Raw genomic sequence first — 25,068 nt, forward strand, 5'->3', positions numbered from 1 at the left:
TTTCCATCCATATTTTAGCATAGTGTGTAGGGGTTTAAAAGGAACAGAAGGAACAAAAAAACCGCCCGGTACACCCGGACGGTTGCTCTCCTTTATTTGTAGACATGGACAAACGGCTCTTCGTCTCCTGCTTTCTTAACGATCAAGCTTTCCGGTTCGTCCAGGCTATGAATGTTCACCTGCACAGAGTAGTGGTCCGGGAACATCTCATTTACAAGACTATACACGTACTGCGTAAATCCGACCACTTCCGATTCGGATTGGAATTGAATCGGTATTTCGATGGTAATATCATGCAGTTCGCCGTCTTTGTAAAATCCATTTCCGATCATTCCAACGAAGTTAGGGAAGTAATTCGATACCTGTGTACGGAATTCAGAGAAAATCTGGGATTGATCGAAGTGCTCCTTCTCTGCCTCACTCGATGGGAAAAGGACATGTTCTTCGTCGATATTATCCCAGCTACCGACACTACCCGAAGAACCTTTGACATAGGTCTTCGCAAGGAACTTGCCGGGAACTTTCGAACTCGCTTCCTCTTCTTCGTAAATAGCGAAGACGACAGGAACATCCTTGAGCTCTTCTTTGGCACGTATGCGGGTCAAGATTTCATCGGCATATTCTTTCCCTTTTTGAAGCAGCTCTTCAGTGGAGTGATCCTCTTCGAAGTTCTTTCCTTCCGTTGTGAACTTATAAACGGTACGGAGAGAGATACCAATGGTGACACCCTGCAGTTCGACGATGTTGTCGTCTTTCTGAACTAAGTAGTCCTGCTCAATAATATTGGAAATGTACCGAGGGCTTTCACGGAAATCCTCTTCCGATGCTTCATCTTCGTTCAATTCCGGATTCAAGCCTTCTTCTTTATCAGCGGACTTCCTGCTGAGCCAATCTAACAATGTCTGATCAGTGAGGTACTGTCCCGGCTGGAAATAATAATCCTCCGGATCGTAATATTCCTTAGAATGACGGCGCAGTCCGCTCTCAAATTCATCGATATCGAGCCGGTTCCCCATCTGGTTCGTCGTGATTCCTCTTGCTGATGAAACTTTCGGGCTGCTTTCTGTCAGAATCATCCGGTAGTCCTCGTCGGACATCGAGTAGTTCGGGACAATTGCTGCCTGGTTGTTCGTTTCGTCTGTCGTCTCCTGAATGACTTCTTCCTGATTATCAAATACAGGTGTACACGCGCTCATAAACAGAACGGAACTCAACAATAGTGCGTGCATCTTCCTCATGTTTCCACTCCCTTATCTTTAACAAGCGACAGGCCCGGACACGGGCCATGACGTTCTTCCTTCAGGATAAAGCGCTGCGAAACTGTGCTTCATCCCAAATTTCAATCCCCAAATCGGATGCTTTTGTGTACTTGGAACCCGCATCTTCCCCTGCAATCAGCAGATCGGTTTTCTTACTGACACTTCCGGTGACACTGCCGCCGAGTTCTTCCACGAGCTTCTTCGCCTCAGATCTGCTGTAGTGCTCCATTTTTCCTGTCAGGACGATTGTTTTGCCCGCAAATGGTGAATCTGCCGGCTGATCGCTTTTCTTCGCGCCTAAGTATTCCATGTTCAAGCCTAATTCTTTCAAATCATCAATCAATTCGATGACGTGTGGTTCATGGAAATAGCTGGCAATCGAATCAGCCATCTTACTGCCGATCTCCGGCACTTGCTCCAGCGTTTCGACATCTGCTGCGATCAACGCATCGATGTGCTCGAAATGCTGGGCGAGGGTGCTTGCCGCTTTCGATCCTACATAACGGATTCCAAGTCCGAATAACAGCCGCTCCAAAGAGTTCTGTTTCGATGCTTCCAAAGCGTTCAATAGATTCTGTACCGACTTCTCCCCCATACGCTCCAACTGAAGGAGCTCTTCCTTGTCGAGTTTATATAGATCCGCGATATTGTGGATGAGGGACTCCTGGAAAAGCTGAGCGATCACCTTTTCCCCAAGGCCGTCGATATCCATAGCATTACGGGAAACGAAATGGATGAGTCCTTCACGAAGCTGAGCCGGGCAGTTCGGGTTGATGCAGCGCAGTGCCACTTCTTCATCCAGACGGACAAGCTCACTGCCGCACTCCGGGCATGTATCCGGCATCTGGTAAGGCTCTTCTTCCCCTGTTCTCTGCTCTGTCAATACACGCACCACTTCTGGAATAATGTCGCCGGCTTTCTTGATGACGACGGTGTCCCCGATCCGGATGTCTTTTTCCTTGATCAGGTCCTCGTTATGGAGCGAGGCACGCTGTACGGTCGTTCCTGCAACTTTGACAGGCTCAAGCACAGCCGTAGGTGTCACTGCGCCCGTGCGGCCGACGCTCAATTCGATATCTTTCAGCTTCGTAACCGCCTCTTCTGCCGGGAATTTATAAGCGGTGGCCCAACGCGGGCTTTTTGCTGTAAAGCCGAGGGTATCCTGCTGATCCAGACGGTCTACCTTGATGACGATGCCGTCAATTTCATAATCCAAATCAGGTCTCCGTTCGACCCAGCTGTGAACATAGTCGATTACTTCCTCGATATTGTTACATTTTTTCCATTCTGGATTCGTTTTAAGTCCATAGTCCTTCATTCTTTCCAGTCGTTCGCTGTGCGAGCTTGTCGGGTCTTCTTCCCAGACACCGACTCCGTAAAGGAAGACGTCCAAGTTCCGCTTGGCAGCAACCTTCGGATCAAGCTGACGGAGTGATCCTGCCGCTGCGTTCCTTGGATTGGCAAACGGTTCCTCACCATTTGCCTCTTTCGCTTCGTTCAGACGGATAAACGACTGCTTCGGCATATAGGCTTCTCCGCGAACCTCCAGTGTGACCGGCTCTTTCAAGCGAAGCGGAATGTTTTTGATCGTACGAAGGTTATTCGTTATATCTTCCCCTGTCGTACCATCCCCCCGGGTTGCCCCGCGGACGAACACTCCGTTTTCATACTTAAGGCTGACGGCAAGACCGTCTATTTTCAATTCACAGACATAGCTGACTTCTTCTTCTGTCCCGTTCCTTACACGACGATCGAAATCACGTAATTCCTGATCGTCGAATGCGTTCCCGAGGCTGAGCATCGGAATGTCGTGCTGCACCTTCCGGAAGGCGTCGAGAGGTTCGCCCCCGACACGTTGAGAAGGCGAATCCGGAGTCTTCAAATCGGGAAACTCCGCCTCTAAGTTCATCAACTCCCGCATCTTTTGATCATACACGGCATCCGGGACACTCGGTGTGTCCAACGTATGATACTCGTAGCTGTATGTTTCCAGTTCTTGTCTTAAAGCCTCTATGCGCTGCTGCGCTTCCGCTGCGTTCATGCTTTTCACTTCCTTAAGCTTTCGTTATCGGAGCAAACCGGGCTAACAATCGTTTAATGCCTGTCGGAGCAGGGAAAGCAATGTCCAGTTCCATGGAATCTCCTTCTCCCTGAACCTTCACAACTGTCCCTGTCCCCCACTTCTTATGCTCTGCTTTATCACCAGGCTGCCAGCCGATCTTCTCTCCACCAGTCGACCCTGGTTTCTTCTTCGCCGCCCGTTTCTTCGGTGCAGGCGCAGCCATCGGTTTCGAACCAAACGGCATACTTTCCCTCTTCTTGTTGAAGAACGGAAGCTCTTCCTTCTCTTCTTTTCCATCCAGAAGGTCATCTGGAATTTCGCCGATAAAGCGGCTGACCGGGTTCATATTCGTCCGGCCGTAAAGCGTCCGCATTTTCGCATGAGAGAGGTAAAGTTCCTTCTCTGCCCTTGTAATACCGACATACGCGAGACGGCGCTCTTCTTCCATCTCCGTTTCATCCATCAGCGCACGGCTGTGAGGGAAGACATTCTCCTCCATCCCGATCAGGAAGACGACAGGGAACTCCAGGCCTTTGGCAGAGTGGAGCGTCATCAGTGTGACCGTGTCATCACTATTAGGGTCTTCATTCATAGAATCAATATCCGCAATAAGCGCCAGGTCAGTCAGGAATGCGATCAGAGTCTTGTCCTCTGCACTCTCCTCGAAGTTCTTGGTAACGGATTTGAATTCTTCAATGTTCTCCAGGCGGCTCTGTGCTTCAATACTTTTCTCGTTCAGCAGCATCTCCTCGTACCCGGTTTTGTCGATTACTTCCTGAACCATATCGGTGGCGGACAGAAACTCCTGCTGACTCGTCCAGTTCTGGATCATCTTCCGGAAACCGATGATCGCTTTTGCCGCTTTTGCACTGACACCGACAAAGTCGACTTCCGCCGCCGCTTCATAAAGCGAAATGTCATGATCCGCTGCATAGGCAAGCATCTTATCCATACTCGTTTTCCCGACGCCGCGCTTCGGTTCGTTGACGACACGCTGGAAGCTGAGGTCATCATTCGGGTTCGCAATCAAACGGAGATAGGCGAGCATGTCTTTGATCTCTTTCCTGTCATAGAACTTCGTGCCGCCGACCATTTGGTAAGGGACGCCTGCTTTCACAAACGTTTCCTCGATGGTACGGGACTGGGCGTTCGTCCGGTAGAGGATGGCGATATCCTTGTAGCGGTATCTGCCTTGCCGGATCAGATCCTCGATCTTATCTGTGACGAACAGTCCTTCTTCCCGTTCCGTTCCAGCTTGATGGTAACGGATCTTCTCTCCACCTTTGTTGTCTGTCCACAAATGCTTCGGTTTGCGGCCGCTGTTGTTGTCGATTACATTGTTGGCAGCATTCAGGATCGTCTCTGTCGAACGGTAGTTCCGCTCCAGCAGAATGGTACGGGCTGTCGGATAATCCTGTTCGAAGTTCAGGATGTTCTGAATATCCGCTCCGCGCCATGCATAAATGGATTGGTCCGAGTCACCGACGACACAGAGGTTCTCATAACGGCTCGCCAACTGTTTGACGAGTTGATACTGCGCATGGTTCGTATCCTGATACTCATCGACGTGGATATATTGAAAACGGCGCTGGTAATATTCCAGCACTTCCGGTACTTCATCAAACAAACGAAGCGTCTGCATAATCAAGTCATCAAAATCGAGCGACTGGTTCTTTTTCAGTTTCTTCTCATAGCCTTTATAAATTTCAGCGATCTGCTCTTCATGGACGTTTCCTGCCTGTCGTGCATAATCAGCAGCCGTCATCAGCTCGTTCTTGCTGTTACTGATCGCACCAAGCATCGCCCGCGGGTCCCATTTCTTTGGATCAAGGTTGATTTCCTTCAGCACCTGTTTGATGACAGAAAGCTGGTCGCTGGAGTCAAGGATAGAGAAATTACGATCATAACCGATCCTGTCGATGTCCCTTCTCAACATCCGTACACACATCGAGTGGAACGTGGACATCAGTATCTTTTCTCCATCCTGACCGACAAGCGATTCCACACGTTCTTTCATTTCACGTGCTGCTTTATTAGTAAAAGTAATCGCCAGAATGTTTCTAGGCGCTACGTCTTTTTCGCTGAGTAAATAAGCAATGCGGTGTGTCAAAACACGCGTCTTTCCACTTCCGGCACCTGCCATGATTAAAAGCGGCCCTTCTGTGTGAGTAACCGCATTCCTTTGTTCTTCGTTCAAGCCTTGAATCAATGCGTTCAATGCCTGTGTCATAGGGGTCCACCATCCTTCAATGTATTGTTTTCACTGCTTCGACCGTCCCGATAGCAGATTCCATATCTTCATAAATCACATTACCGATGACGACGATATCGGCATGGGATGCCATCTCTCCGGCCTGTTCCGCCGAACGTATGCCCCCGCCGTATATCAGCGACGTCTTTTCCAATCGTTCTGATACTTGTCTAACCAGATCAGGATCGCCGTACATCCCGCTGTACTCCATATAAAAAAACGGCAGTCGGAACATATGCTCCGCCATCTCTGCGTAGGCAAGCACATCTCTGTCCTGCGGCATGGTGCAGTTAGTCCGCTGGAATACTTTGGCCTCCGGATTGAGAACACAATACCCTTCCGGCATCATATCCTCCCAAGCGATGGCATCCGCATATTCCACAATTGCCTGATGCTGCACGTCAATCATCCATTTCTTATCCTGGCTGTTCAACACCATCGGGATCAAGTATTTTTGAAAACCCGGCGCAATCGCTTCAATATCGGAAACTTCCAAATACACAGCTATATCATACTGCTGTACCCGGTCCTGAAGATCCGTTACATTCTCAAAAGTCACTCCATCCGTTCCGCCGATGATGATCCCATCCGTTCCCGACGTGCAGACCTTCCTCAACGCATCCTCCGACAAATCTTTGTTTGGGTCAAGCTTGAACATATGATGGCACGAGCGTTTTTTGTACATTTCCGTCCTCCAAAACAGTTATCCATTCACTCATTATAGCAAATTTTGAAGCGTGGGTTGAGTGTTTCCACAGGGAAAATTGTCGACTCCGTGACATCAGGACATACAAAAAGCCGCCCCTTAAAAGAAGAGGCGGCTGTAAAGGCTGTCGGGAAGCTCTATGTCATAAAAAAAGAAACCATCCCTTCCTTTTTGGATGGTTAAGTAAAAAGAAAGGAAACTATGTGAGCCTTCCCTTCATGGGAAGGTGGATTTACTTGATTACGTGTGGCAGCAGTCTGGATGACGTGAACAACATCGTGACGAGACCGACACTCATGATCGTCATAGCCGAAAGGAGCAGCGTTTCCAGGGAAAACAGGTAGCCGCTCGCCCCAATGATCAAGGCGTCCAGCAGAAGAATGATAAAGCCGACATTGACTTTAAACCAGTCTGCAATCATCTGCGCAAGGAGGTCGGTCCCTCCGGTACTGGTATGATGCCTGAGCATTAACCCGATTCCTCCCCCGACAAGAGCCCCGCCGATGATCGAACTGATCACCGGGTCGAGAGGCAGATGATAAAAGCGGAGACCGCTGAACAAATCAATGGAAAAAGAGGAGATTAACAATCCATGGAGGCTGTTATAGAAGTAGGGACGGTAAAAGAACCAGGCAAGCAGAAAGATGGGAATACTGCAGCAAATTATCGTCAGCCCGACCTGCAGTCCCCATATGTAGTTAAAAATCATACCAAGACCAATGATCCCCCCGTCCAGCACATGATCAGGGATGAGAAATAAGTTGATACCGACGGATAGAACCAAGCTCCCGATCACGATCATCATCCCTTTTACCCACATCTCTCTCATCTCCCCGTCCCCCTCCTCTAATACAGTCTATGCCTGTCCGGAATAGGTTAGAAGAACGAGAGAGAACCTTCCTACATCCTTTTTATCAGATTGTACCACGCGACTCCACCATGGACGGAATTTGACCTTCCACAATGGACATAACCAAGCTTCTCATAGAAAGATATCAGCTCTTCTTTGCACGTCAAGGTGACTCCCTCCCTTCCATTTTCCTTCGCCAGCCGCTCTATCTCATGGAAAAGGGAAGCAGCGATCCCCTGCCTTCTTGCTTGTTCAGAAACGGCGACACCGAGAATTGCCTGATACCCTCCGCGCGATGGATTCGTTGTAATTCTTTCAAACAAATCATCTGTAATGAACGGTTTGTCTATGACAGGGCCGTTGATGTAGCCTAGAACGACTCCTCCTTTTTCTGCTACCAAAAAGGTATCCGCAATTAAGTGGATCCGTTCCAGCATTGCCTGCTTCGTTGCAGCTTCTCCCTCTGTAAACCCTTCTCTTTCAATCGTCATAAGCGAATCCAAGTCCGTCTTCCGGACATTACGTATTTCCATGACTGATCCCTGCTCCTTTTGAATAAAAAAAGCTGCCGGGTTGTCGGCAGCCTTTCTCCTTTATTCTACATGTTTCGCCTGAACACGGTCGAGTGCCTTCGTGTAGGCATCGTTCCCATAGTTCAAGCAGCGCTTCACGCGAGAAATCGTCGCTGTGGAAGCTCCTGTTTGTGTTTCAATTTTATGATACGTGTACCCTTCTCTCAGCATGCGGGCAACTTCCAGCCGTTGTGCCAGGGACTGGACTTCATTCATTGTTGCAAGATCATCAAAAAATTCATAGCATTCTTCGAGGTTCTGCAGGGACAGCACCGCTTCAAACAGCTGATCAAGCGTCTTCCCTCTCAGTTTATCGATCTGCATTCCCGTTTCCCTCCTTAATCAAAACGGACCTCCACCGATGACGGGATGATGTTCACCCACGTTTTCCCCGGCAGGAAAGCAAGTGCTTTGCCGTCCGCAAAGGGGAGGAGGCGTCCGTCGATATTTCTCCATTGTATTTCTTTCCGGATTCCTTTTTGCAGAAGCCAGCCGTCTCCACCGGACTTCAAATCGACTGCACGCCGCCCTTTCGTATCTATTACTTTATGGCCGGCACGGATGACCAGGACATTTTCGACCCCGATGGCAGTTCCATCCGCCGCATCTATCGTCGTTTCTCCATCACTTGAGCGCTGGAATAAGCCGGATCGCTCTTTCCAATTAAATAGAACCTGCTGCGTCTCCGCATATCTAATGGCCATTCGATTTACCGGCTTCCCGTCCAGTTCCTGCTCAGAATCAAACGGCAGCGGTTCGTGTCTCTTGAAGGAGGTATATCCTTTATTTGAGGCAGCTTGCAGTATCCCATCTGTGATTAGATAGGAGTTGTGGGGCGCTTTCCTATCTGAAGTACGCTGGAAGAGCCAGCCGTTGTTATCGTAGATGGAACCGTTCAAGTAGGACACACCGCTCGCCGTCACTTGCTTCTGGATGGCAGTGGATGCCCCGTGATAGATATAGAGAGCATTCCACCCATCCGCAAGTTCAAGAAAGTAAGGCCTTGCACTTCGGACCGGACCTATTGTATCAGGAATATCACTGTGGAACAAAGCTAGGAAGCGAGTGATCGACCCTTCCGCCAGCGCTTCATAGACGACATCCGCCTTACTGAGCCCTGCTTGGGGTCTTGCATTCTGATGGTTGTTAATCATGACAGCTACAATTGGATCGTTCTGTTGATCCGGATTGATTTCTCCTGTCAACGGGAAAACGGTCTGCTCTCCTTCATTGATAATCACTCGTTCATCGTCCGCCGTCTGGTCTGTCACGGACCCTTCCTCTCGATCAACTCCGAACCAGCCGCAGGCAGCCAGCAGCGTGAGCACAAGTAAGAAGGTAAGTTTTCTCATGGAAGCACTTCCCTTTGTCCTATATTCCCTCTTCTATTTTAACGCATTATAGAAGGAAAGAGTACCTCTTTCTTTTTCACATCCATAATTCCAAGCGGTGTAATGCGGATATACGGCAGGTGCATGGATGATAGGAAAAGCAATGTGTACACCGGGTCCGAAAAGGAAAACCCGTGTTCGTTCAAGCATTGTTTCATCCGTCTCTCCTCCTTCATTAAGTGCTGCAAAGGAAGATCAGACATCACCCCGCCCAACGGCAGTGAAAGCTCGAACAGAACTTCTCCTTCATTAACAAATACGATACCGCCGCCGATTTCATTCATCCGTTGGAATGCTTTTTTCATATCGGTCCTTGATTTACCAATTACGAGGATATCCCCGGTATTGCTGAACGAGCTGACCAACCCGCCAAGGGACTGTGTGAATCCTTTCAGCAGAGTGTTGACCATCCATTCGCCATCTCTGTCCATCAACATGATGAATGCTTCCTTATTCTCATCAGACAAACGCTCCACGGAAGCATCCGTATCTATCGCATATGGTTTCATAATAACGTCATTTACCAGTTCAAGCCCGATCGGCATGGAGAACTGCATGTCCTTATCCGCGAGCTCCCAGTCGAGGGAAAGCTTCTCTATCCCGTTCTTTTCCCACGGAATCTCGATGCCTGTCGGGACAACCTCTCCCTCTTTCTTCACCCACTCCCCTTTGGCGATGACGGAGTGAGGGGTCGGATCTTTAGGATCTCTAAGGAAATTAAGGTGGGCGGCACGTCCTGCATTAAGACTGCCGACCCTGCTTTCGATTCCGAAGTGCCTCGCAGCCTGATACGTAGCCATCATATAGGCATCAATTTCAGGAACGCCCGCTTCTATAGCAATTCGAATGCACATGTTAATGATCCCCTCCTCATAAAAGCCGGGGGTGGATCCATCCGTCGTAAACATCATGTGGTCATACTGGGTATGCCCCATTTTCTCAAGTCCCTGTAAAATGTCAGGAAGATCCGGACGTATCGAAGAATAACGCAGCCCCGTATGGTAGCCGATCGACAGCCGGGTAATGACGTCCTCCGCCGTCATGGATTCATGCTCAGAATCCATCCCAAGGAGACGCATCTTCACTAACGTACGCTCCGATGCACCTGGAAGATGGGCTTCCAGCGGCTTCCGTGATCGTTTCGTTTCCTGCATCCAGTGCAGAATCTGCTCATTTCTTTCATATAGCACATCCGGCCAGGCCGTCAATTCCCCGCCCTGAATGACCGCATCATGCTCAATCCAATCCAGCACCTGTTCGTCGAAAGACTCTCTGTCTTCCTCCCTTAAAACCGTCTGAGGATCGAAGCGCGCCCACCAGTACATGGTTGCAGGAAGATGCATGAACTCTTCCAATAAAGAAAACGCTTTCTTCTTTTCAGTTAAAAAAAGCCACATAAGGTTATCATTGATCAGCGTGGTCGTACCCGTCTCCGCTGCATATTCAGCAAGGGTCTGGGGATTATATAATTGAAACGGATGGGCATGCGGCTCGATATAGCCCGGGACGATATAACTGTCCTTCCCATCGATGACTTCCGTATTTTCCATATTGGAAGGGAGCTCCTTACCCGTATAAATGATTCGGTCTTCGTAAATCCATATATGACCTGTCATCCATTGCTTTAAATAGACGTTCAGGTACGTAGTATTTTTTATCAATTTCGTCGGTGCCGCGTCACCGTCCAAGACAGATGCATGTACTCGCAACTGGCGGTTCCGCCACCGGAATCGTGCTTCATTCATGGAGGATCCCTCCCTTAATCAGATTATCTATTATCGTAACACAGCAGAAGCCATACTTGTAAGGAGGAGCTTATATGAGACAAAATATCGGCACAATTAACAGCATGATACGTATTGCGACAGGGTTGAGCATGCTCACCCTTCTCACAATTCGCGGATCCAGAGGTCATGGATCTTCCCATCCTTTTCTAATCGCTCTCGCATCCATGAAAGTAGCAGAAGGCATCGTGCGTTACTGCCCGATGGTTGAAGCAATCGAGAAGATGACCGTCGAAACAGACGGCAAAGAAGAAGGCTGGCAGCAAAACTTCCCTAAATAATCAACAAAAATGAAGAGCGGAAGCATAAGCTCCGCTCTTATAAGTAAAGGATGAGAATAATGGACTTCATGGAATACTTTACAGACGTAGGTTTCGTCATCGTAACCGTCATCGGCACAATTGCAGCCCTCTTACTCGTCGCTTCCAGAAGAAGACGTGATCGATGATCTGCCAATATCACGGCGATAGAAAAAATCTTCATTTGCATGTAACGGACGCAGCGCTTCATAAGCACAATCAAGCGCACGTGAAAGGTCATTCCCCTTGCTGCCAACAAGCAGGACACGTCCTCCGTCCGATACATAGGTTCCGTTCTCAAGTGCTGTACCTGCATGGACAAGGAAGGCTGAATCTGACGTTTCGAGTGCAGGAAGCGGGCGCCCTTTCACATATCCCCCCGGATATCCGCTCGATGCGACGACAACTCCTGCACACGATTCTTCCGACCATTGAAGTTCGGGGTCTTTTCCGTCCATGACATCCAAAAACACCTGCTCCAGGTCATTCTTCAGCAAAGGCAGGACCACCTGGGTCTCTGGATCTCCGAAACGAGCGTTAAATTCAATTACTTTCGGTCCTTTGTCTGTTTCAATCAGTCCGGCATAAAGAATTCCCGTAAACGGACGTTCTTCCTGGACCATCGCTTCAGCGACCGGACGTACAATCGATTCCACAGCTGTATCATAGGAAGACGAGGCCAGTCCCGGGACGGGAGCGAATGCCCCCATACCTCCTGTATTCGGTCCTTCATCCCCGTCGAATGCCCGCTTATGATCCTTTGCAGGAATCATTGGATAGACGTTCGGACCGTGGACGAAGGCCATCAAGGAGAATTCATCCCCTGCTAAAAACTCTTCCACAACGATTTCGCTGCTTGCTTCTCCGAACTGCCCTTCGCCGAGCATGGAATCGGCCGCTTCCAACGCTTGTTCCAGCGTTTCGGCGACAACGACACCTTTTCCAGCAGCCAGGCCGTCTGCCTTGATGACGATCGGAGCGCCTTTTCCTTTAATGTACGCTTTCGCTTCCACCAGGTCGGAGAAAGCCTGATATTCCGCTGTGGGAATATCATATTTGTCCATCATCTGTTTCGCGAAATGTTTACTTCCCTCGATCAGCGCCGCATCCTTGGTGGGTCCGAATACTTTCAGGTCATTCGCTTGAAAATGGTCGACGATCCCTTCAAGCAAAGGAACTTCCGGACCTACGACTGTCAGATGAATGTCGTTTTCCTTCGCAAAAGAAACGAGGGCATCATGATCCCCTTCTTCAATCGCCACGCAGACGGCTTCTTTCATACCGGCGTTACCGGGAGCTGCGTAAATTTTCTCTGTCTGTTTACTTGCTGCTAATTTTTGAACAAGGCTGTGTTCACGGCCGCCCCGTCCGATTACCATGATATTCATCGTCGTCCATCCTCCCTTGTTCTTAGTGCTTGAAATGACGCATGCTTGTGAAGACCATTGCGATGCCGTGTTTATTGCAGGCATCGATCGAGTCCTGGTCACGCTTCGATCCACCCGGCTGGATGATAGCAGTAACGCCTGCTTCAGCTGCCGCTTCTACCGTATCCGGCATAGGGAAGAACGCATCAGAGGCGAGAATACTGCCTTTTGCTTTTTCACCCGCTTGTTCAAAAGCGATTTTGGCTGCGCCTACACGATTCATTTGTCCGGCACCTACTCCAAGGGTACGATCCCCTTTCGCTACTACGATGGCATTCGACTTCACGTGCTTCACGACCTTCCAGCCGAGCTTCAAGTCTTCCAGCTCCTGTGCAGATGGTTCCCGTTCCGTCGCTACAGTCAAATCCACCCCGTCAAGATTCCCTTCATCCGTATCTTGAACAAGCAGTCCACCGTTGACGCTCGTCAGCTTGTGCGCAGGACGATCGGATTTCTTCAGATCGATTTTCAAGAGGCGAAGGTTTTTCTTCTTCGTAAGGATTTCGAGCGCTTCCTCACTGAAAGAAGGAGCGAGAATGATCTCCAGGAAAATCTCTTTCAGCTTCGCTGCTGTATCAGCATCGACTTCACGGTTCAAGGCGACGATTCCACCAAAAATGGAAACCGGATCCCCTTCGTATGCTTTGGTGAAAGCATCGTATAGATTCTCCCCTACTCCGACGCCGCAAGGATTCATATGTTTGACAGCTACTGCAGCCGGCTGGCCGAATTCAAGAACCACTTCCAATGCAGCATTAGCATCCTGAATGTTGTTATAAGAGAGCTCTTTTCCATTCAGCTGTTCCGCATTCGCAAGCGACGTCCCTTCCGCATTAGCCTGCTTATAGAACGAAGCGGTCTGGTGCGGGTTCTCTCCGTAACGCAGGGATTGTACTTTCTCATATGTTACGGTGTATGTCTCCGGATAAGCTTCCTCTGTAAGTTCCGAGAAGTAACCGGCAATCATCGCGTCATAATTCGCCGTATGGCGGTACACTTTCGCAGCAAGCCTGCGACGTGCTTCATAAGAAAGGCTGTCTGCTTTAAAGCCTTCGATCACCGCATCGTAATCGGAAGGATCGACAACGACAGCGACGTCTGCAAAGTTCTTCGCCGCCGCGCGGAGCATGGTCGGGCCCCCGATATCGATATTTTCGATAGCATCCGCCTCGGTCACTCCCTCTTTAGCGATCGTTTCCTTGAAAGGATACAGGTTGACTGCGACGAGATCGATCGTTTGGATATCCAGCCCATCCAACTGTTCCATGTGGTCGGCGTTGCCGCGCTTGGCAAGGAGGCCTCCATGGACCGCCGGATGAAGCGTCTTGACACGTCCATCCATAATTTCCGGGAAATTCGTCACTTCAGAAATAGACAGGACAGGAACCCCTGCTTCTTCGATCGCGCGCTTCGTTCCACCTGTGGAAACAAGCTCGTAATCTAGTTCGTGGAGTTGTTTAGCGAAATCAGCCAAACCTTCTTTATTGGATACGCTGAGTAGGGCACGTTTTTTCATTTGGATTCCTCCTTGGTGAATAATGACTCGATGACTTGCGGGTATAAGCGGTGTTCGACCGCCTGAATTTTCCGTTTCACTTCTTCCGGTGTATCGTTGTCTTCGATCGTCACCGCCTCCTGGGCGATGATCGGGCCTGTATCCATTCCGTCATCAACGAAATGGACGGTCACACCAGTCACTTTTACCTTTTTATCTATCGCCTGTCCAATGGCATCCTTACCGGGAAAAGCAGGAAGCAGGGACGGGTGGATATTGATGATCCGTTTCTCATATGGCTGAAGCAGCGTCGGGCCGACGAGACGCATATAACCAGCAAGAATGATGTAGTCAACGCCGCGCGAACGACAGTCTTCCAGCAAGGCGGCTTCATAGGCTGCTTTATTTTCGTAGACTTTTGGGTTGAAAACAATGGTATCCACGTCGTGACGCTGCGCTTTCTCAATGACAGGAGCGCCTACTTTGTCACAGACAAGCAGCTTGATGTCTGCATGGAGGGTTCCATTTTCGACGGCTTCGACAATGGCATCGAAGTTCGATCCTGTTCCGGAAGCAAAGACGGCAAGGTTGATCATGTCCACTGCACTCCCTCTTCGCCTGTCACTCGTCCAATGATGACACCATGTCCGATAGCTTCCGCTGCCTTCTCTGCGTCCGCTTCCGAAACGATGGCAATCATACCGATTCCCATATTGAAGACCCCGTACATTTCATCGGCAGGAATGTCTCCTTGTGCTTGAAGGAACGGGAAAATCGCCGGCACGTTCCAGCTTCCTTGGTTGATTGCCACACCCAGGCCTTCCGGAAGCGCTCTTGGAATATTCTCATAGAAACCGCCGCCGGTAATATGGGCAAGTCCTTTGATGCTCACCGCTTCCTTCAGCTGTTTGACAGCTTCGACGTAAATGACGGTAGGAGTTAGTAATACTTCCCCAAGCGGGCGGTCGAATCCTTCATAAGTTTCCTGGAGACTCAGCCCCTGATTATCGATAATTCGGCGGACAAGCGAGAAACCGTTGGAATGAACCCCAGAGGAAGGAAGGCCGATGATGACATCCCCTGCTTCTATTCCTTCTCCGGTGATCAGCTTCCGTTTATCTGCCATTCCTACAACAAAGCCGGCAAGGTCATATTCTTCTTCCTCATACATGCCGGGCATTTCTGCCGTTTCCCCGCCGACGAGCGCAGCGTGCGACTGCTGGCAGCCATCCGCGATGCCCTTGACGATTTGTTCGATGCGGGCAGGCTCATTCTTTCCACAAGCGATATAATCAAGGAACAAAAGCGGATCTGCTCCTTGTGCCGCGATATCGTTCACACACATAGCCACGACATCGACACCGATCGTATCATGCTTGTCCATTTCAAAAGCGAGCCGAAGCTTCGTCCCGACACCGTCCGTTCCAGTGACAAGGACGGGCTCTTCATAACTCATTCCGCTGATATCGAACAACCCGGCAAAAGAACCGAGACCGCCGATCACTTCCTTGCGCATCGTTCTGGCTACGTGCTTCTTCATCCGTTCGACCGCTTCATAACCAGCTTCGACGTCGACTCCTGCCTGTTTATAGGATTCACTCATCATTCTGCCTCCTCATCGTCACGCTTTCTCATACGGGTGGACCGTATTAGGATATATTTCTGTAGGATAATTGCCTGTAAAGCAGGCCATACAGCCGCCATGCTCCAGCGATTCATCCCCCTGATAGATGCTGTCGTTCAAACCATCCACGGATAGAAAAGCGAGACTGTCAGCCCCGATCAATTTCTCCATTTCTTCTACAGAGTGGTTTGCCGCAATCAACTCTCCACTGTTCGAGGTGTCGATTCCGTAGTAACATGGGTTCTCAATCGGCGGAGATGCAATACGGACATGCACTTCCTTCGCTCCTGCTTCTTTCAGCATTTTTACGATCCGCCGGCTTGTCGTACCCCGGACGATGGAATCATCGACCATGACGACACGTTTCCCTTCGACAATACCTCTTACAGCAGACAGCTTCATCTTGACCCCTTGTTCCCGCAGTTCCTGAGTCGGCTGGATGAACGTACGACCGACATAGCGGTTCTTGATCATACCAAGCTCATAAGGAATGCCGGACGCCTCTGCATATCCGATGGCAGCAGAAATACTGGAATCCGGTACTCCTGTTACGACATCCGCTTCGATGGGTGCTTCCTCCGCCAAGGCTTTCCCCATTCGTTTCCGTGATGCATGGACGTTTTTACCGTCCAGATTACTGTCCGGACGAGAGAAGTACACATATTCCATGGAACACAATGTACGTTGAATCGGGGCAGAGAAACGCTTCGTCTCTACTCCTTCATCAGAGATGATCAGCAGTTCACCAGGCTTAACTTCCCTGTCGTATTGGGCTCCGATCACATCAAACGCACACGTTTCCGAAGATACGACCCAAGCATCACCAAGGTGTCCAAGGCTGAGAGGGCGAAGGCCACGCGGGTCATTGGCAACGAACATCTTGTCTTCCGTCATCACAAGGAACGCGTAAGCTCCCTTGATCATGGACAATGCCTCTCCAATAGCCTGGTCAAGCGGGAGATGGCGCGCTCTCTTGATCAAGTGGGCAACTACTTCTGTATCGGAATTGGTCTGCAGAATGCTCCCTTGTGCTTCCAGCTGGCTCTTCAACGCGTGGGCGTTGACCAGGTTTCCGTTATGGGCAAGCGCAAGCCCCCCTGTCTGAGAACGGAACATCAGAGGTTGGATATTCTCATATGCACCGTCCCCTGCAGTTGCGTAACGGACGTGCCCGATGGAGGCGTGTCCTTGCAAGTCTTCCAGCTGATTTTCGGAAAAAACTTCATTGATCAATCCGTGTCCTTTAGCAAGCTTCAGATGGTCTCCGTCTGTTGTGACGATTCCGGCGCCCTCCTGCCCGCGGTGCTGCAGAGCGTGCAAACCATAATACGTCAGTTGGGCGGAGTCCGGGTGGCCCCAGACTCCGAAAATGCCACATTCCTCATTTAAGCCTTTGATTTCACCAAGCATGGAATAGCTCCTTTCCAAGTATCCTTCAACGTTGTTGTCTGCTCTTCCACTACGATTCGATCCTTATTGCTTACACGGTAGATGCCGTCCTCCGTCACTTTTCCGATCCGGACTGCGTCATTCACCGCTTGTTCGAACGCATCTTGCTGCTCAGGACTTACAGTTACAAGGAAACGGGACTGCGTTTCTGAGAACAAGGCTGCAAGGACATCCCCTTCTACCTGGACATCACAACCGAGTTCCTGATCGAAAAGCTTCTCTGCAAGAGCGACCGCAAGACCACCTTCTGCCAAATCATGAGCAGATTCGATCAGACCTTGTTGAATAGCGGATAGAAGAGCGTTCTGGCGCTTCGCTTCCACTTCCAGATCAAGCGCAGGCGCTTTGCCGAAGTGCTTTCCTTCCAACATCCCCTGCAGTTCACTTCCACCGAATTCCGGCTTCGTCTCCCCGATGACATAAAGGAGATCGCCTGCTTTCTTAGCGTGGGACTGGGTGATGTGAGCTACATCCTCAATCAGGCCGACCATGCCGACGATCGGTGTCGGATAGATCGCTTTGCCACCGAATGATTCGTTATACAAGGAAACGTTCCCTCCGATGACCGGTGCGTTCAGGACGCGGCACGCTTCACTCATGCCGTCGACGCTTTTCTCCATCTGCCAGAAGATTTCCGGATTTTCCGGAGAACCGAAGTTCAATCCGTCTGTGATTCCCAACGGACGACCACCGGAGCAGATAATGTTACGGGCTGCTTCAGCAACAGCGATTTGTCCGCCGACTTCCGGATCGACATAGATATAGCGGGAATTACAATCCGTCGTCATTGCAAGAGCCTTCTCTGTTCCACGTACACGCAATACGGCTGCATCAGACCCTGGAGCGACGACCGTGTTTGTCTGTACCATCGAGTCATACTGATCGTAAACCCATTCCTTGCTTGCGATCGTCGGCTGTTTCAACAGACTTTTCAGCGTTGCCGCATAATCGTCGACGACAGGCGCGTAATCGTCCATTGCCTGAAATTCTTCGTAATACGTCGGTTTCTTCGACGGCTTATGATAGACTGGAGCGTCTTCGGCAAGAGAATCGACAGGCACGTCAGCGACGACTTCTCCTTTATGTTCCAGGCGGAAGCGCTTCGTATCCGTGACTTCTCCGACAGCGACAGCTTCCAGATCATACTTACGGAATACTTCCGCTATCTCGTCTTCCCGGCCTTTTTCTACGACAAGAAGCATGCGTTCCTGTGACTCGGACAGCATCATTTCATAGGCTGTCATGTTCTGTTCCCGCTGCGGGATAAGGTCAAGGTTCATCGTCATTCCCGTACCTGCTTTACTCGCCATTTCACTGGCAGAGGAAGTGAGACCGGCTGCTCCCATATCCTGAATCCCGACAAGCGCGTCATGGTGAATGACGTCAAGGCAGGCTTCGATCAGCAATTTTTCCATGAATGGGTCGCCTACTTGGACAGAAGGGCGTTTTTCTTCGGACTCTTCCGACAATTCTTCTGATGCGAATGTCGCTCCGTGGATCCCGTCCCGGCCGGTCTTCGCACCGACATACATGACCGTGTTACCGATTCCGGCTGCAATCCCTTTTTGAATATCTTTATGATCAATTAAACCAACACACATGGCGTTCACAAGTGGATTGCCGTTATAGGCATCGTCGAACTGGACTTCTCCACCAATGGTCGGTACACCGACACAGTTTCCGTAGCCCGCGATTCCGCGTACGACTTCTTCAAACAAGTATTTCACACGAGGCTGTTCCAATGAACCGAAGCGCAAAGAGTTCAGAAGCGCAACCGGACGGGCACCCATGGAAAAGACGTCCCGAAGAATCCCTCCGACACCTGTTGCAGCGCCCTGATACGGCTCGACTGCAGAAGGGTGGTTGTGGCTTTCAATTTTGAAAACGACGGCCTGATCGTCACCGATATCGATGATGCCGGCTCCTTCCCCGGGACCTTGCAGCACGTGAGGGCCTTCTGTCGGGAATTTCCTTAGAAGCGGTTTTGAATTCTTATAACTGCAGTGTTCGGACCACATGACCGAGAACAAACCGATTTCTGTATAATTCGGACGGCGTCCCAGGATGGTTTTGACCGATTCATATTCTTCATCCGTCAGACCCATTTCCGCATAGACGCGCTGTTCTTCAATCGTTTCCGGGGTGATCTCAAGCATTGATGGCATGGTGTTCCCTCCAGTGTGTAAGAATGGATTCAAATAAGCGCAGACCGTCATCGCTGCCAAGCAGCGCTTCCACTGCCCGTTCCGGGTGCGGCATCATACCGAGGACATTCCCCTGCTCATTCATAATGCCTGCGATATCCCCTACAGAGCCGTTCGGGTTCTCTTCATAAGTAAAGACAATCTGATTATTTTCGCGCAGCTTCGCATATGTTTCTTCATCACAATAATAGTTTCCTTCGCCATGAGCGATCGGAATCTGGATTTTTGCTTTCTCTTCATAGTGGTGGGTGAAAAGGGTATCTGCATTTTCCACAGTCAGTGTTTCATAATGGCACATGAACTTCAGGCGTTCGTTCGCGAGCATCGCACCTGGAAGCAGCCCCATCTCAAGCAGGACCTGGAATCCATTACATACACCGAGAATCGGCTTTCCTGCTTCGGCAGCTTCACGGATTTGTTCGACAATCGGAGCCGTAGAAGCAATCGCTCCGGAGCGAAGGTAATCCCCGTATGAGAATCCTCCTGGCAGAAGGATGGCATCATAGTCTGCTAGATTCGCTTCCTGGTACCAAACCAAGTCCGCTTCCTGCCCCAAACCGTCCTTGACAGCGTGGTACATGTCACGGTCACAGTTGGAACCTGGAAAAACAACGACAGCAAATTTCACGTCAGCCTACCTCCTCGATCGTGTACGTATAGTTCTCGATGACAGGGTTGGCAAGTAGTTGATCACACATCTGATCGACCTGCTGATCCAGATTCTCCGAGTCTTCTAAAAGGACCTCCATGTATTTACCGACGCGTACGTCCTGGACATTGTTATATTCCAAAGACTTCAATGAGTTCTGAACAGCCTTTCCTTGTGGATCTAAAACGCCCTCTTTGAGTGTGATGTGGATCTTTACTTTGCGCATACGTTCTCCTCCAGTCGTTGTAGTATGTTCTCATAAACTTCGATCAGGCTGCCGATTTCTTCCCGGAATACGTCTTTGTCCATTTTCTGACCTGTTTTGATATCCCATAAGCGGCATGTATCCGGTGAAACTTCGTCCGACAATACGATTGTCCCGTCCGGCAGACGGCCGAATTCCAATTTGAAATCAGCGAGTTCCAAGCCTGCGGATTGGAATAATGCAATCAATTGTTCATTAATAATCATGGCTTGTTCTTTGATGAATGTGAGTTCTTGTTCTTTGACGTCTGTCAGATGATAGGCATGAACGTCGTTGATTAGTGGATCATTCAATTCGTCCTTTTTGTAGAACAGTTCGATGATCGGCGGGTGGAAGCGCGTCTTCTCTTCAATACCGAGCCTTTTCGTAATACTTCCGGCTGCTTTGTTCCGGACCACGACTTCCAGTGGAATGATCGTCGTGCGCTTTACCAACTGCTCTGTATCGTTCAGCGCTTCAATAAAGTGGGTGGGAATTCCTTGCTTATGCAAGTATTGAAAGACTTTAGAGGTGATCAAGTTATTAAGGCGGCCTTTGCCTGCAAACTCGCTTTTCTTTTTACCGTTGAATGCTGTCGCATCATCTTTATAGGATAAAACCAGACGCTCCTGGTCATCAGTCGTCACATACACACGTTTCGCTTTACCTTCATACAATAAGGAACCTTTCATGAAGAACACCTCACTCATGGGGATTGGCCGGGGATGTCCTCGACATCCCCGGATAAAACAGTTTACTTACAGACCGATACGGTCGAAAATACGATCCACTTGCTTCAGGTGATGCTTGTAATCGAAGCAGGCATCAAGCTGGGATTCAGACAGGGCAGCCGTAATCTTCTCATCTGCCTCAATCAGCTCACGGAACGGCACTCCACGCTCCCATGCTTCCATCGCTTTCGGCTGGACAAGGTCGTATGCTTCTTCGCGTACCATGCCTTCATCAATTAATGTAAGCAGAACACGCTGGGAGAAAATCAAGCCGTACGTTTTCTCCATATTTTCCTGCATACGATCAGGGAATACCGTCAAATTCTTCACGATATTTCCAAAGCGGTTCAACATGTAGTTCAAAGCAATCGTGGCATCCGGCAGAATAACGCGCTCTGCAGAGGAGTGGGAAATGTCCCGTTCATGCCAAAGAGGAACGTTCTCAAATGCTGTCAACATGTGTCCGCGGATCACACGTGCCATCCCTGTCATGTTTTCGGATCCGATTGGGTTACGTTTGTGAGGCATAGCAGAAGAACCTTTCTGTCCCTTGGCAAAGTACTCTTCCACTTCCCTTGTTTCCGTCTTCTGGAGACCACGGATCTCTACAGCGATCTTCTCGATGGATGTTGCAATCAAGCTCAGTGTGGAAACGTAATGAGCGTGACGGTCGCGCTGAAGTGTCTGTGTAGAAACAGATGCCGAATCAAGGCCCAGCTTCTCACATACATAAGCTTCTACGAAAGGATCGATGTTCGCATACGTTCCTACAGCGCCGGAAAGCTTTCCGACTTGAATATGCTTGATTGCAAGATCCAGGCGCTCCAGGTTTCGTTTCATTTCTTCATAGTAAAGGGCAAGCTTCAACCCGAACGTCGTCGGTTCTGCGTGGACCCCGTGCGTCCGACCCATCATGACCGTGTGCTTATGTTCCTTCGCTTTCTCACCAAGGATTTCAATGAAGTTGACAAGGTCTTTACGAATGATCTCATTCGCCTGCTTCAACTGGTAAGAGAGTGCCGTATCTACCACGTCTGTAGATGTAAGCCCGTAGTGCACCCATTTCCGCTCATCGCCGACCGTCTCGGACACAGCACGTGTGAACGCTACGACATCGTGACGTGTTTCCAATTCAATTTCATGAATACGCGCGATATCAAAGGAAGCTTTCTCACGCAGTTTCTCTACATCTTCTTTCGGGATGACTCCAAGCTCACTCCAAGCTTCACAGGCAAGCAGCTCGACTTCCAGCCATGCTTGATAGCGGTTTTCCTCTGTCCAAATGGCGCCCATTTCCGGTCTTGTATAACGTTCTATCATCGTCTTCCTCCTTGGTTTCTACCATAAATGTATCTGGTTGGTTTCCATGTATGTTGCAATTTCTTTTAGATCATTACCGATAAAAGTCAGGTGCCCCATCTTACGGTTGGTCCTTGCTTCTCCTTTACCGTAATCGTGAAAATGACAACCCTCATATTGCTCGATCTTGTCAATTAGTATCCCGCGGTGCTTGCCTAGGACATTGACCATCACTGCCGCTCCGAATGTATGCACCGGAAGAAGCGGAAGACCGCAGATTGCACGGACATGTTGTTCAAACTGGGATACGTTGCAAGCCTCGATCGTGAAGTGACCGGAGTTATGCGGCCTTGGTGCCATTTCGTTGATATAGATGTCGTCTCCTTTGACGAACATCTCCACTGCGAACGTTCCGACGACTCCGATCTCATCTGCCAGCACTCGAACCGCCTCGTCCGCTTTCTGACGGACGGCCTCTGATACGTTGGCAGGGACTCTTGTTTCATGAAGGATATGATTCTTATGGATATTTTCTGCAAGCGGGAAGGTCCGGATGATTCCGTCCATTCCTCTAGTGAATACTTGAGAGATTTCTAAATCAAATAGCAGCCACTGTTCGACAATATAGATGCCGCCCTCTTTAATGAAAGGAGATAGCTCGTCCAGGCTGCTCTCATCTTCCAGCTTCAGCTGTCCCTTACCATCGTACCCCCCGCTGATCGTCTTAACGACGGCAGGGTAACCGATGCTTTCCAATGCTTCTTTGCATTGGTCATAGGATTCGATAATCCGGTATTCCGGAACAGACAAGCCTGCGTCGACCGCTGCCTGCTTTTCTTTGGAACGGTTCTGCGTAACGGCGAGGGCCAGAGATCCTTGAGGCAGTTTGCCGGCTTCTTCAAACAGCTTGGCGACTTCAAGGTCGACATTTTCGAATTCGTACGTAATGACGTCACTGACTTCACTCAGTTTTTGAGCAGCTTCTTTATCGTCATAAGCAGCGATGATCTGCTCATCTGCAAGCGGTGCACACGGACAATCTTCCGCCGGGTCCATGACGGCGATTTTGTATCCCATGTGTCTGGCAGCGACCGCCATCATTCTTCCGAGCTGGCCGCCTCCAAGAATTCCGATCGTCTGACCTGGTCGAATAACCTTAGGACTCACGCAAATCCCTCCTCATTCCTTCTACTTTCTCCACCATCTGTTCTCTGTACACCGACAATCTGCCGGCCACCTCTTCATCGAAAGCTCCGATGATTTCTGCAGCAAGAAGACCTGCATTCTTTGCACCGGCACTTCCGATCGCTACAGTCGCCACAGGAACTCCTCCAGGCATCTGTACTATAGATAGAAGGGAATCCATTCCTTTCAATGCTTTTGATTCAACAGGGACTCCGATGACAGGCAGGGTCGTTTTAGAAGCAACCATTCCCGGAAGGTGGGCTGCCCCTCCCGCTCCGGCAATGATGACCTTCAACCCTCGTCCGCGCGCATCTTCTGCGTAAGTGAACATATCCTCCGGTGTCCGGTGAGCTGATATGATTTCCTTCTCGTATCCGATCCCAAGTTCATCAAGGACGGCACATGCCCCCTGCATTGTCTCCCAATCGGAAATGCTGCCCATGATTACGCCAACACTAGCCATTCATATTCATCCCTTTCTTCATAAAAAAACCTGCTCGACGCTCTCAACTAATGAGAGGAGTCGAGCAGGCACACGTGTCCCACTTGAAAGCATCCAAGCTTAAACTCCCCTCATAGTCCGGGAATTTACGGTTCCCAGGTAGAGACGAACGGGCCTTATTCCCGTCTTATATGAGGTCGCCTATGCAATTCTGCTTTCATCATATCAGGAGAAACTTGTCGATGTCAACGCAAAGTCGAACATTAAAGAAAATAAAAATACTAATCGTTCGGTTTTATTCTTTCACTGCGTGAAAAACAATCCTTTTCTCTATCGGTTCCATTACTTTTTCCCCATTTCGGGTTTCCTCCCGAAAAATCGGCTCCTCCGCCCGGCGGATCGGCGTGTAGCCTTCCCGCTTCATCCGATCGAGGCACTGGCCGATGGTTTCATTCTCCTGCACTTCAAAGCGCTTCTTGCTGTTCTTGCTGGGCATGACGTATCTTTCCTTTCTTAACGGATTTCACCCAGAACCCGCCATGGATCTGTTTCGGTTCATAAGCGACGATAAACGCTTTCGGATCGATATGACGAATCGTTTCATATAAGGAAAGCTCGTATTTCCTTGGAGTCAGAATCTGCATGGCCAGCCGATCCCCTTCCATTCCATAAGCATACCAACTCGTCACGCCGTACCCCTTATCCCGGAGCTTCCGCGTGAATTCGATATCCGGATCGGACGATATCACGTTCACTGTAATATAACCGAGAGCCAATTTCTCTTCAATCTTCATACCAACGATAACACCAAGACCATAACCAAGAGCATAGGCAAGGACATTCTCTATCTGATCCAGACGATCAAGGACGAGCCCAAGACCAAAGACGTAGGTAACTATTTCAAATGTACTGATGAACGCGGCAATATAACGACGGCCTTTCAACGTAAAAATCATCCGTAATGTAAAGAACGAAACATAGACAATGTTAACGGCTAAAATGATCACAATGAGCAATAATGGGTTTTCTAACATGGATGCATCCCCCTACTTATGTTGCAAATATAGACCCAAGAAATTCTTCTCGTCAATATTCATGCATACACTATAAACCATGGGAATGTCCATACACAATCTTTTTTTACC

Annotated in this window: 25 protein-coding genes and 1 riboswitch; of the genes, 2 read left to right on the top strand and 23 right to left on the bottom strand. The window is 49.6% G+C overall.

The genetic code is table 11. The annotated features are described in order from the left end of the window. Positions 1-92: 92 nt before the first annotated feature. The 9 genes from AXG56_RS16450 to AXG56_RS16490 form a co-directional block, all read right to left on the bottom strand. On the bottom strand, positions 93-1,238 hold the full coding sequence (locus tag AXG56_RS16450; protein ID WP_062515514.1) for a CamS family sex pheromone protein: 1,146 nt from the start codon (positions 1,236-1,238) through the stop codon (positions 93-95). 61 nt (positions 1,239-1,299) lie between these two features. Next, positions 1,300-3,300 carry an NAD-dependent DNA ligase LigA gene (ligA, locus tag AXG56_RS16455; protein ID WP_062515516.1) on the bottom strand — a complete coding sequence of 667 codons (2,001 nt, stop codon included), beginning with the start codon at positions 3,298-3,300 and terminating at the stop codon, positions 1,300-1,302. 13 nt (positions 3,301-3,313) lie between these two features. Continuing rightward, positions 3,314-5,551: a DNA helicase PcrA gene (gene pcrA / locus AXG56_RS16460; protein ID WP_039871238.1), complete on the bottom strand. Its 2,238-nt coding sequence runs from the start codon at positions 5,549-5,551 to the stop codon at positions 3,314-3,316. A 16-nt stretch (positions 5,552-5,567) separates the two neighbouring features. Further along, on the bottom strand, positions 5,568-6,257 hold the full coding sequence (locus tag AXG56_RS16465) for a heptaprenylglyceryl phosphate synthase (protein WP_062515518.1): 690 nt from the start codon (positions 6,255-6,257) through the stop codon (positions 5,568-5,570). A gap of 253 nt (positions 6,258-6,510) precedes the next feature. After that, entirely contained in the window at positions 6,511-7,107 is a 597-nt protein-coding gene (locus AXG56_RS16470) for a YitT family protein (protein ID WP_153017444.1), read from the bottom strand. A 71-nt stretch (positions 7,108-7,178) separates the two neighbouring features. After that, a complete protein-coding gene (locus tag AXG56_RS16475) occupies positions 7,179-7,661 on the bottom strand; it encodes a GNAT family N-acetyltransferase (protein ID WP_062515519.1) in 483 nt (160 codons plus the stop codon). Positions 7,662-7,721: 60 nt separating this feature from the next. Then, positions 7,722-8,024 (bottom strand): YerC/YecD family TrpR-related protein, encoded by a 303-nt coding sequence (locus AXG56_RS16480; RefSeq protein ID WP_008636379.1) that lies wholly within the window; start codon positions 8,022-8,024, stop codon positions 7,722-7,724. A gap of 14 nt (positions 8,025-8,038) precedes the next feature. Continuing rightward, on the bottom strand, positions 8,039-9,052 hold the full coding sequence (locus tag AXG56_RS16485; protein WP_062515521.1) for a DUF3048 domain-containing protein: 1,014 nt from the start codon (positions 9,050-9,052) through the stop codon (positions 8,039-8,041). A 38-nt stretch (positions 9,053-9,090) separates the two neighbouring features. Next, a complete protein-coding gene (locus AXG56_RS16490) occupies positions 9,091-10,836 on the bottom strand; it encodes an adenine deaminase C-terminal domain-containing protein (protein WP_062515524.1) in 1,746 nt (581 codons plus the stop codon). A gap of 74 nt (positions 10,837-10,910) precedes the next feature. On the opposite strand from AXG56_RS16490, the gene AXG56_RS16495 reads away from it, so the two are divergent. Both AXG56_RS16495 and AXG56_RS19870 read left to right on the top strand, forming a co-directional pair. Beyond that, a complete protein-coding gene (locus tag AXG56_RS16495) occupies positions 10,911-11,156 on the top strand; it encodes a DUF2892 domain-containing protein (RefSeq protein WP_026578741.1) in 246 nt (81 codons plus the stop codon). A 59-nt stretch (positions 11,157-11,215) separates the two neighbouring features. Continuing rightward, positions 11,216-11,323 (top strand): EYxxD motif small membrane protein, encoded by a 108-nt coding sequence (locus tag AXG56_RS19870; protein ID WP_328700171.1) that lies wholly within the window; start codon positions 11,216-11,218, stop codon positions 11,321-11,323. On the opposite strand, the gene purD is transcribed toward AXG56_RS19870, so the two are convergent. The 14 genes from purD to AXG56_RS16565 all read right to left on the bottom strand — a co-directional run bounded on the left by purD (position 11,288) and on the right by AXG56_RS16565 (position 24,957). Further along, on the bottom strand, positions 11,288-12,562 hold the full coding sequence (purD, locus tag AXG56_RS16500) for a phosphoribosylamine--glycine ligase (protein WP_062515526.1): 1,275 nt from the start codon (positions 12,560-12,562) through the stop codon (positions 11,288-11,290). The genes AXG56_RS19870 and purD overlap by 36 nt on opposite strands. Positions 12,563-12,584: 22 nt before the next feature. Beyond that, positions 12,585-14,117 carry a bifunctional phosphoribosylaminoimidazolecarboxamide formyltransferase/IMP cyclohydrolase gene (gene purH, locus AXG56_RS16505; RefSeq protein WP_062515527.1) on the bottom strand — a complete coding sequence of 511 codons (1,533 nt, stop codon included), beginning with the start codon at positions 14,115-14,117 and terminating at the stop codon, positions 12,585-12,587. Further along, the gene (gene purN, locus AXG56_RS16510) at positions 14,114-14,692 is read right to left on the bottom strand and encodes a phosphoribosylglycinamide formyltransferase (RefSeq protein ID WP_008633546.1); all 579 of its coding nucleotides are present in this window, start codon (positions 14,690-14,692) and stop codon (positions 14,114-14,116) included. The genes purH and purN overlap by 4 nt, the downstream gene beginning before the upstream one ends. Continuing rightward, positions 14,689-15,699 carry a phosphoribosylformylglycinamidine cyclo-ligase gene (gene purM / locus AXG56_RS16515; protein WP_062515529.1) on the bottom strand — a complete coding sequence of 337 codons (1,011 nt, stop codon included), beginning with the start codon at positions 15,697-15,699 and terminating at the stop codon, positions 14,689-14,691. The genes purN and purM overlap by 4 nt, the downstream gene beginning before the upstream one ends. Positions 15,700-15,717: 18 nt before the next feature. Continuing rightward, positions 15,718-17,130, bottom strand: a complete 1,413-nt coding sequence (gene purF / locus AXG56_RS16520) for an amidophosphoribosyltransferase (RefSeq protein WP_008633552.1) — start codon at positions 17,128-17,130, stop codon at positions 15,718-15,720. Next, positions 17,106-19,334, bottom strand: coding sequence for a phosphoribosylformylglycinamidine synthase subunit PurL (gene purL, locus AXG56_RS16525; RefSeq protein ID WP_062515531.1), 2,229 nt, complete (start codon positions 19,332-19,334; stop codon positions 17,106-17,108). The genes purF and purL overlap by 25 nt, the downstream gene beginning before the upstream one ends. Further along, positions 19,318-20,001 carry a phosphoribosylformylglycinamidine synthase subunit PurQ gene (purQ, locus tag AXG56_RS16530; RefSeq protein ID WP_008633556.1) on the bottom strand — a complete coding sequence of 228 codons (684 nt, stop codon included), beginning with the start codon at positions 19,999-20,001 and terminating at the stop codon, positions 19,318-19,320. Before purQ ends, purL begins: the two co-directional genes overlap by 17 nt. A gap of 1 nt (position 20,002) precedes the next feature. Beyond that, positions 20,003-20,248: a phosphoribosylformylglycinamidine synthase subunit PurS gene (purS, locus tag AXG56_RS16535; protein WP_008633557.1), complete on the bottom strand. Its 246-nt coding sequence runs from the start codon at positions 20,246-20,248 to the stop codon at positions 20,003-20,005. Beyond that, positions 20,236-20,958 (bottom strand): phosphoribosylaminoimidazolesuccinocarboxamide synthase, encoded by a 723-nt coding sequence (gene purC, locus AXG56_RS16540; protein ID WP_062515534.1) that lies wholly within the window; start codon positions 20,956-20,958, stop codon positions 20,236-20,238. Before purC ends, purS begins: the two co-directional genes overlap by 13 nt. 66 nt (positions 20,959-21,024) lie before the next feature. After that, positions 21,025-22,317, bottom strand: coding sequence for an adenylosuccinate lyase (purB, locus tag AXG56_RS16545; protein ID WP_008633561.1), 1,293 nt, complete (start codon positions 22,315-22,317; stop codon positions 21,025-21,027). Positions 22,318-22,335: 18 nt separating this feature from the next. Beyond that, positions 22,336-23,463 carry a 5-(carboxyamino)imidazole ribonucleotide synthase gene (purK, locus tag AXG56_RS16550; protein WP_062515536.1) on the bottom strand — a complete coding sequence of 376 codons (1,128 nt, stop codon included), beginning with the start codon at positions 23,461-23,463 and terminating at the stop codon, positions 22,336-22,338. After that, a complete protein-coding gene (gene purE, locus AXG56_RS16555) occupies positions 23,453-23,944 on the bottom strand; it encodes a 5-(carboxyamino)imidazole ribonucleotide mutase (RefSeq protein ID WP_008633564.1) in 492 nt (163 codons plus the stop codon). The genes purK and purE overlap by 11 nt, the downstream gene beginning before the upstream one ends. Before the next feature lie 93 nt (positions 23,945-24,037). Continuing rightward, positions 24,038-24,138, bottom strand: a riboswitch (purine riboswitch). Between the two features lie 80 nt (positions 24,139-24,218). Continuing rightward, positions 24,219-24,419 (bottom strand): NETI motif-containing protein, encoded by a 201-nt coding sequence (locus AXG56_RS16560; protein WP_062515537.1) that lies wholly within the window; start codon positions 24,417-24,419, stop codon positions 24,219-24,221. Next, positions 24,388-24,957, bottom strand: a complete 570-nt coding sequence (locus tag AXG56_RS16565; protein ID WP_008633569.1) for a DUF2179 domain-containing protein — start codon at positions 24,955-24,957, stop codon at positions 24,388-24,390. The genes AXG56_RS16560 and AXG56_RS16565 overlap by 32 nt, the downstream gene beginning before the upstream one ends. Positions 24,958-25,068 lie beyond the last annotated feature (111 nt).

This window comes from Halobacillus sp. KGW1 (assembly GCF_001592845.1).
GTDB lineage: Bacteria > Bacillota > Bacilli > Bacillales > Halobacillaceae > Halobacillus.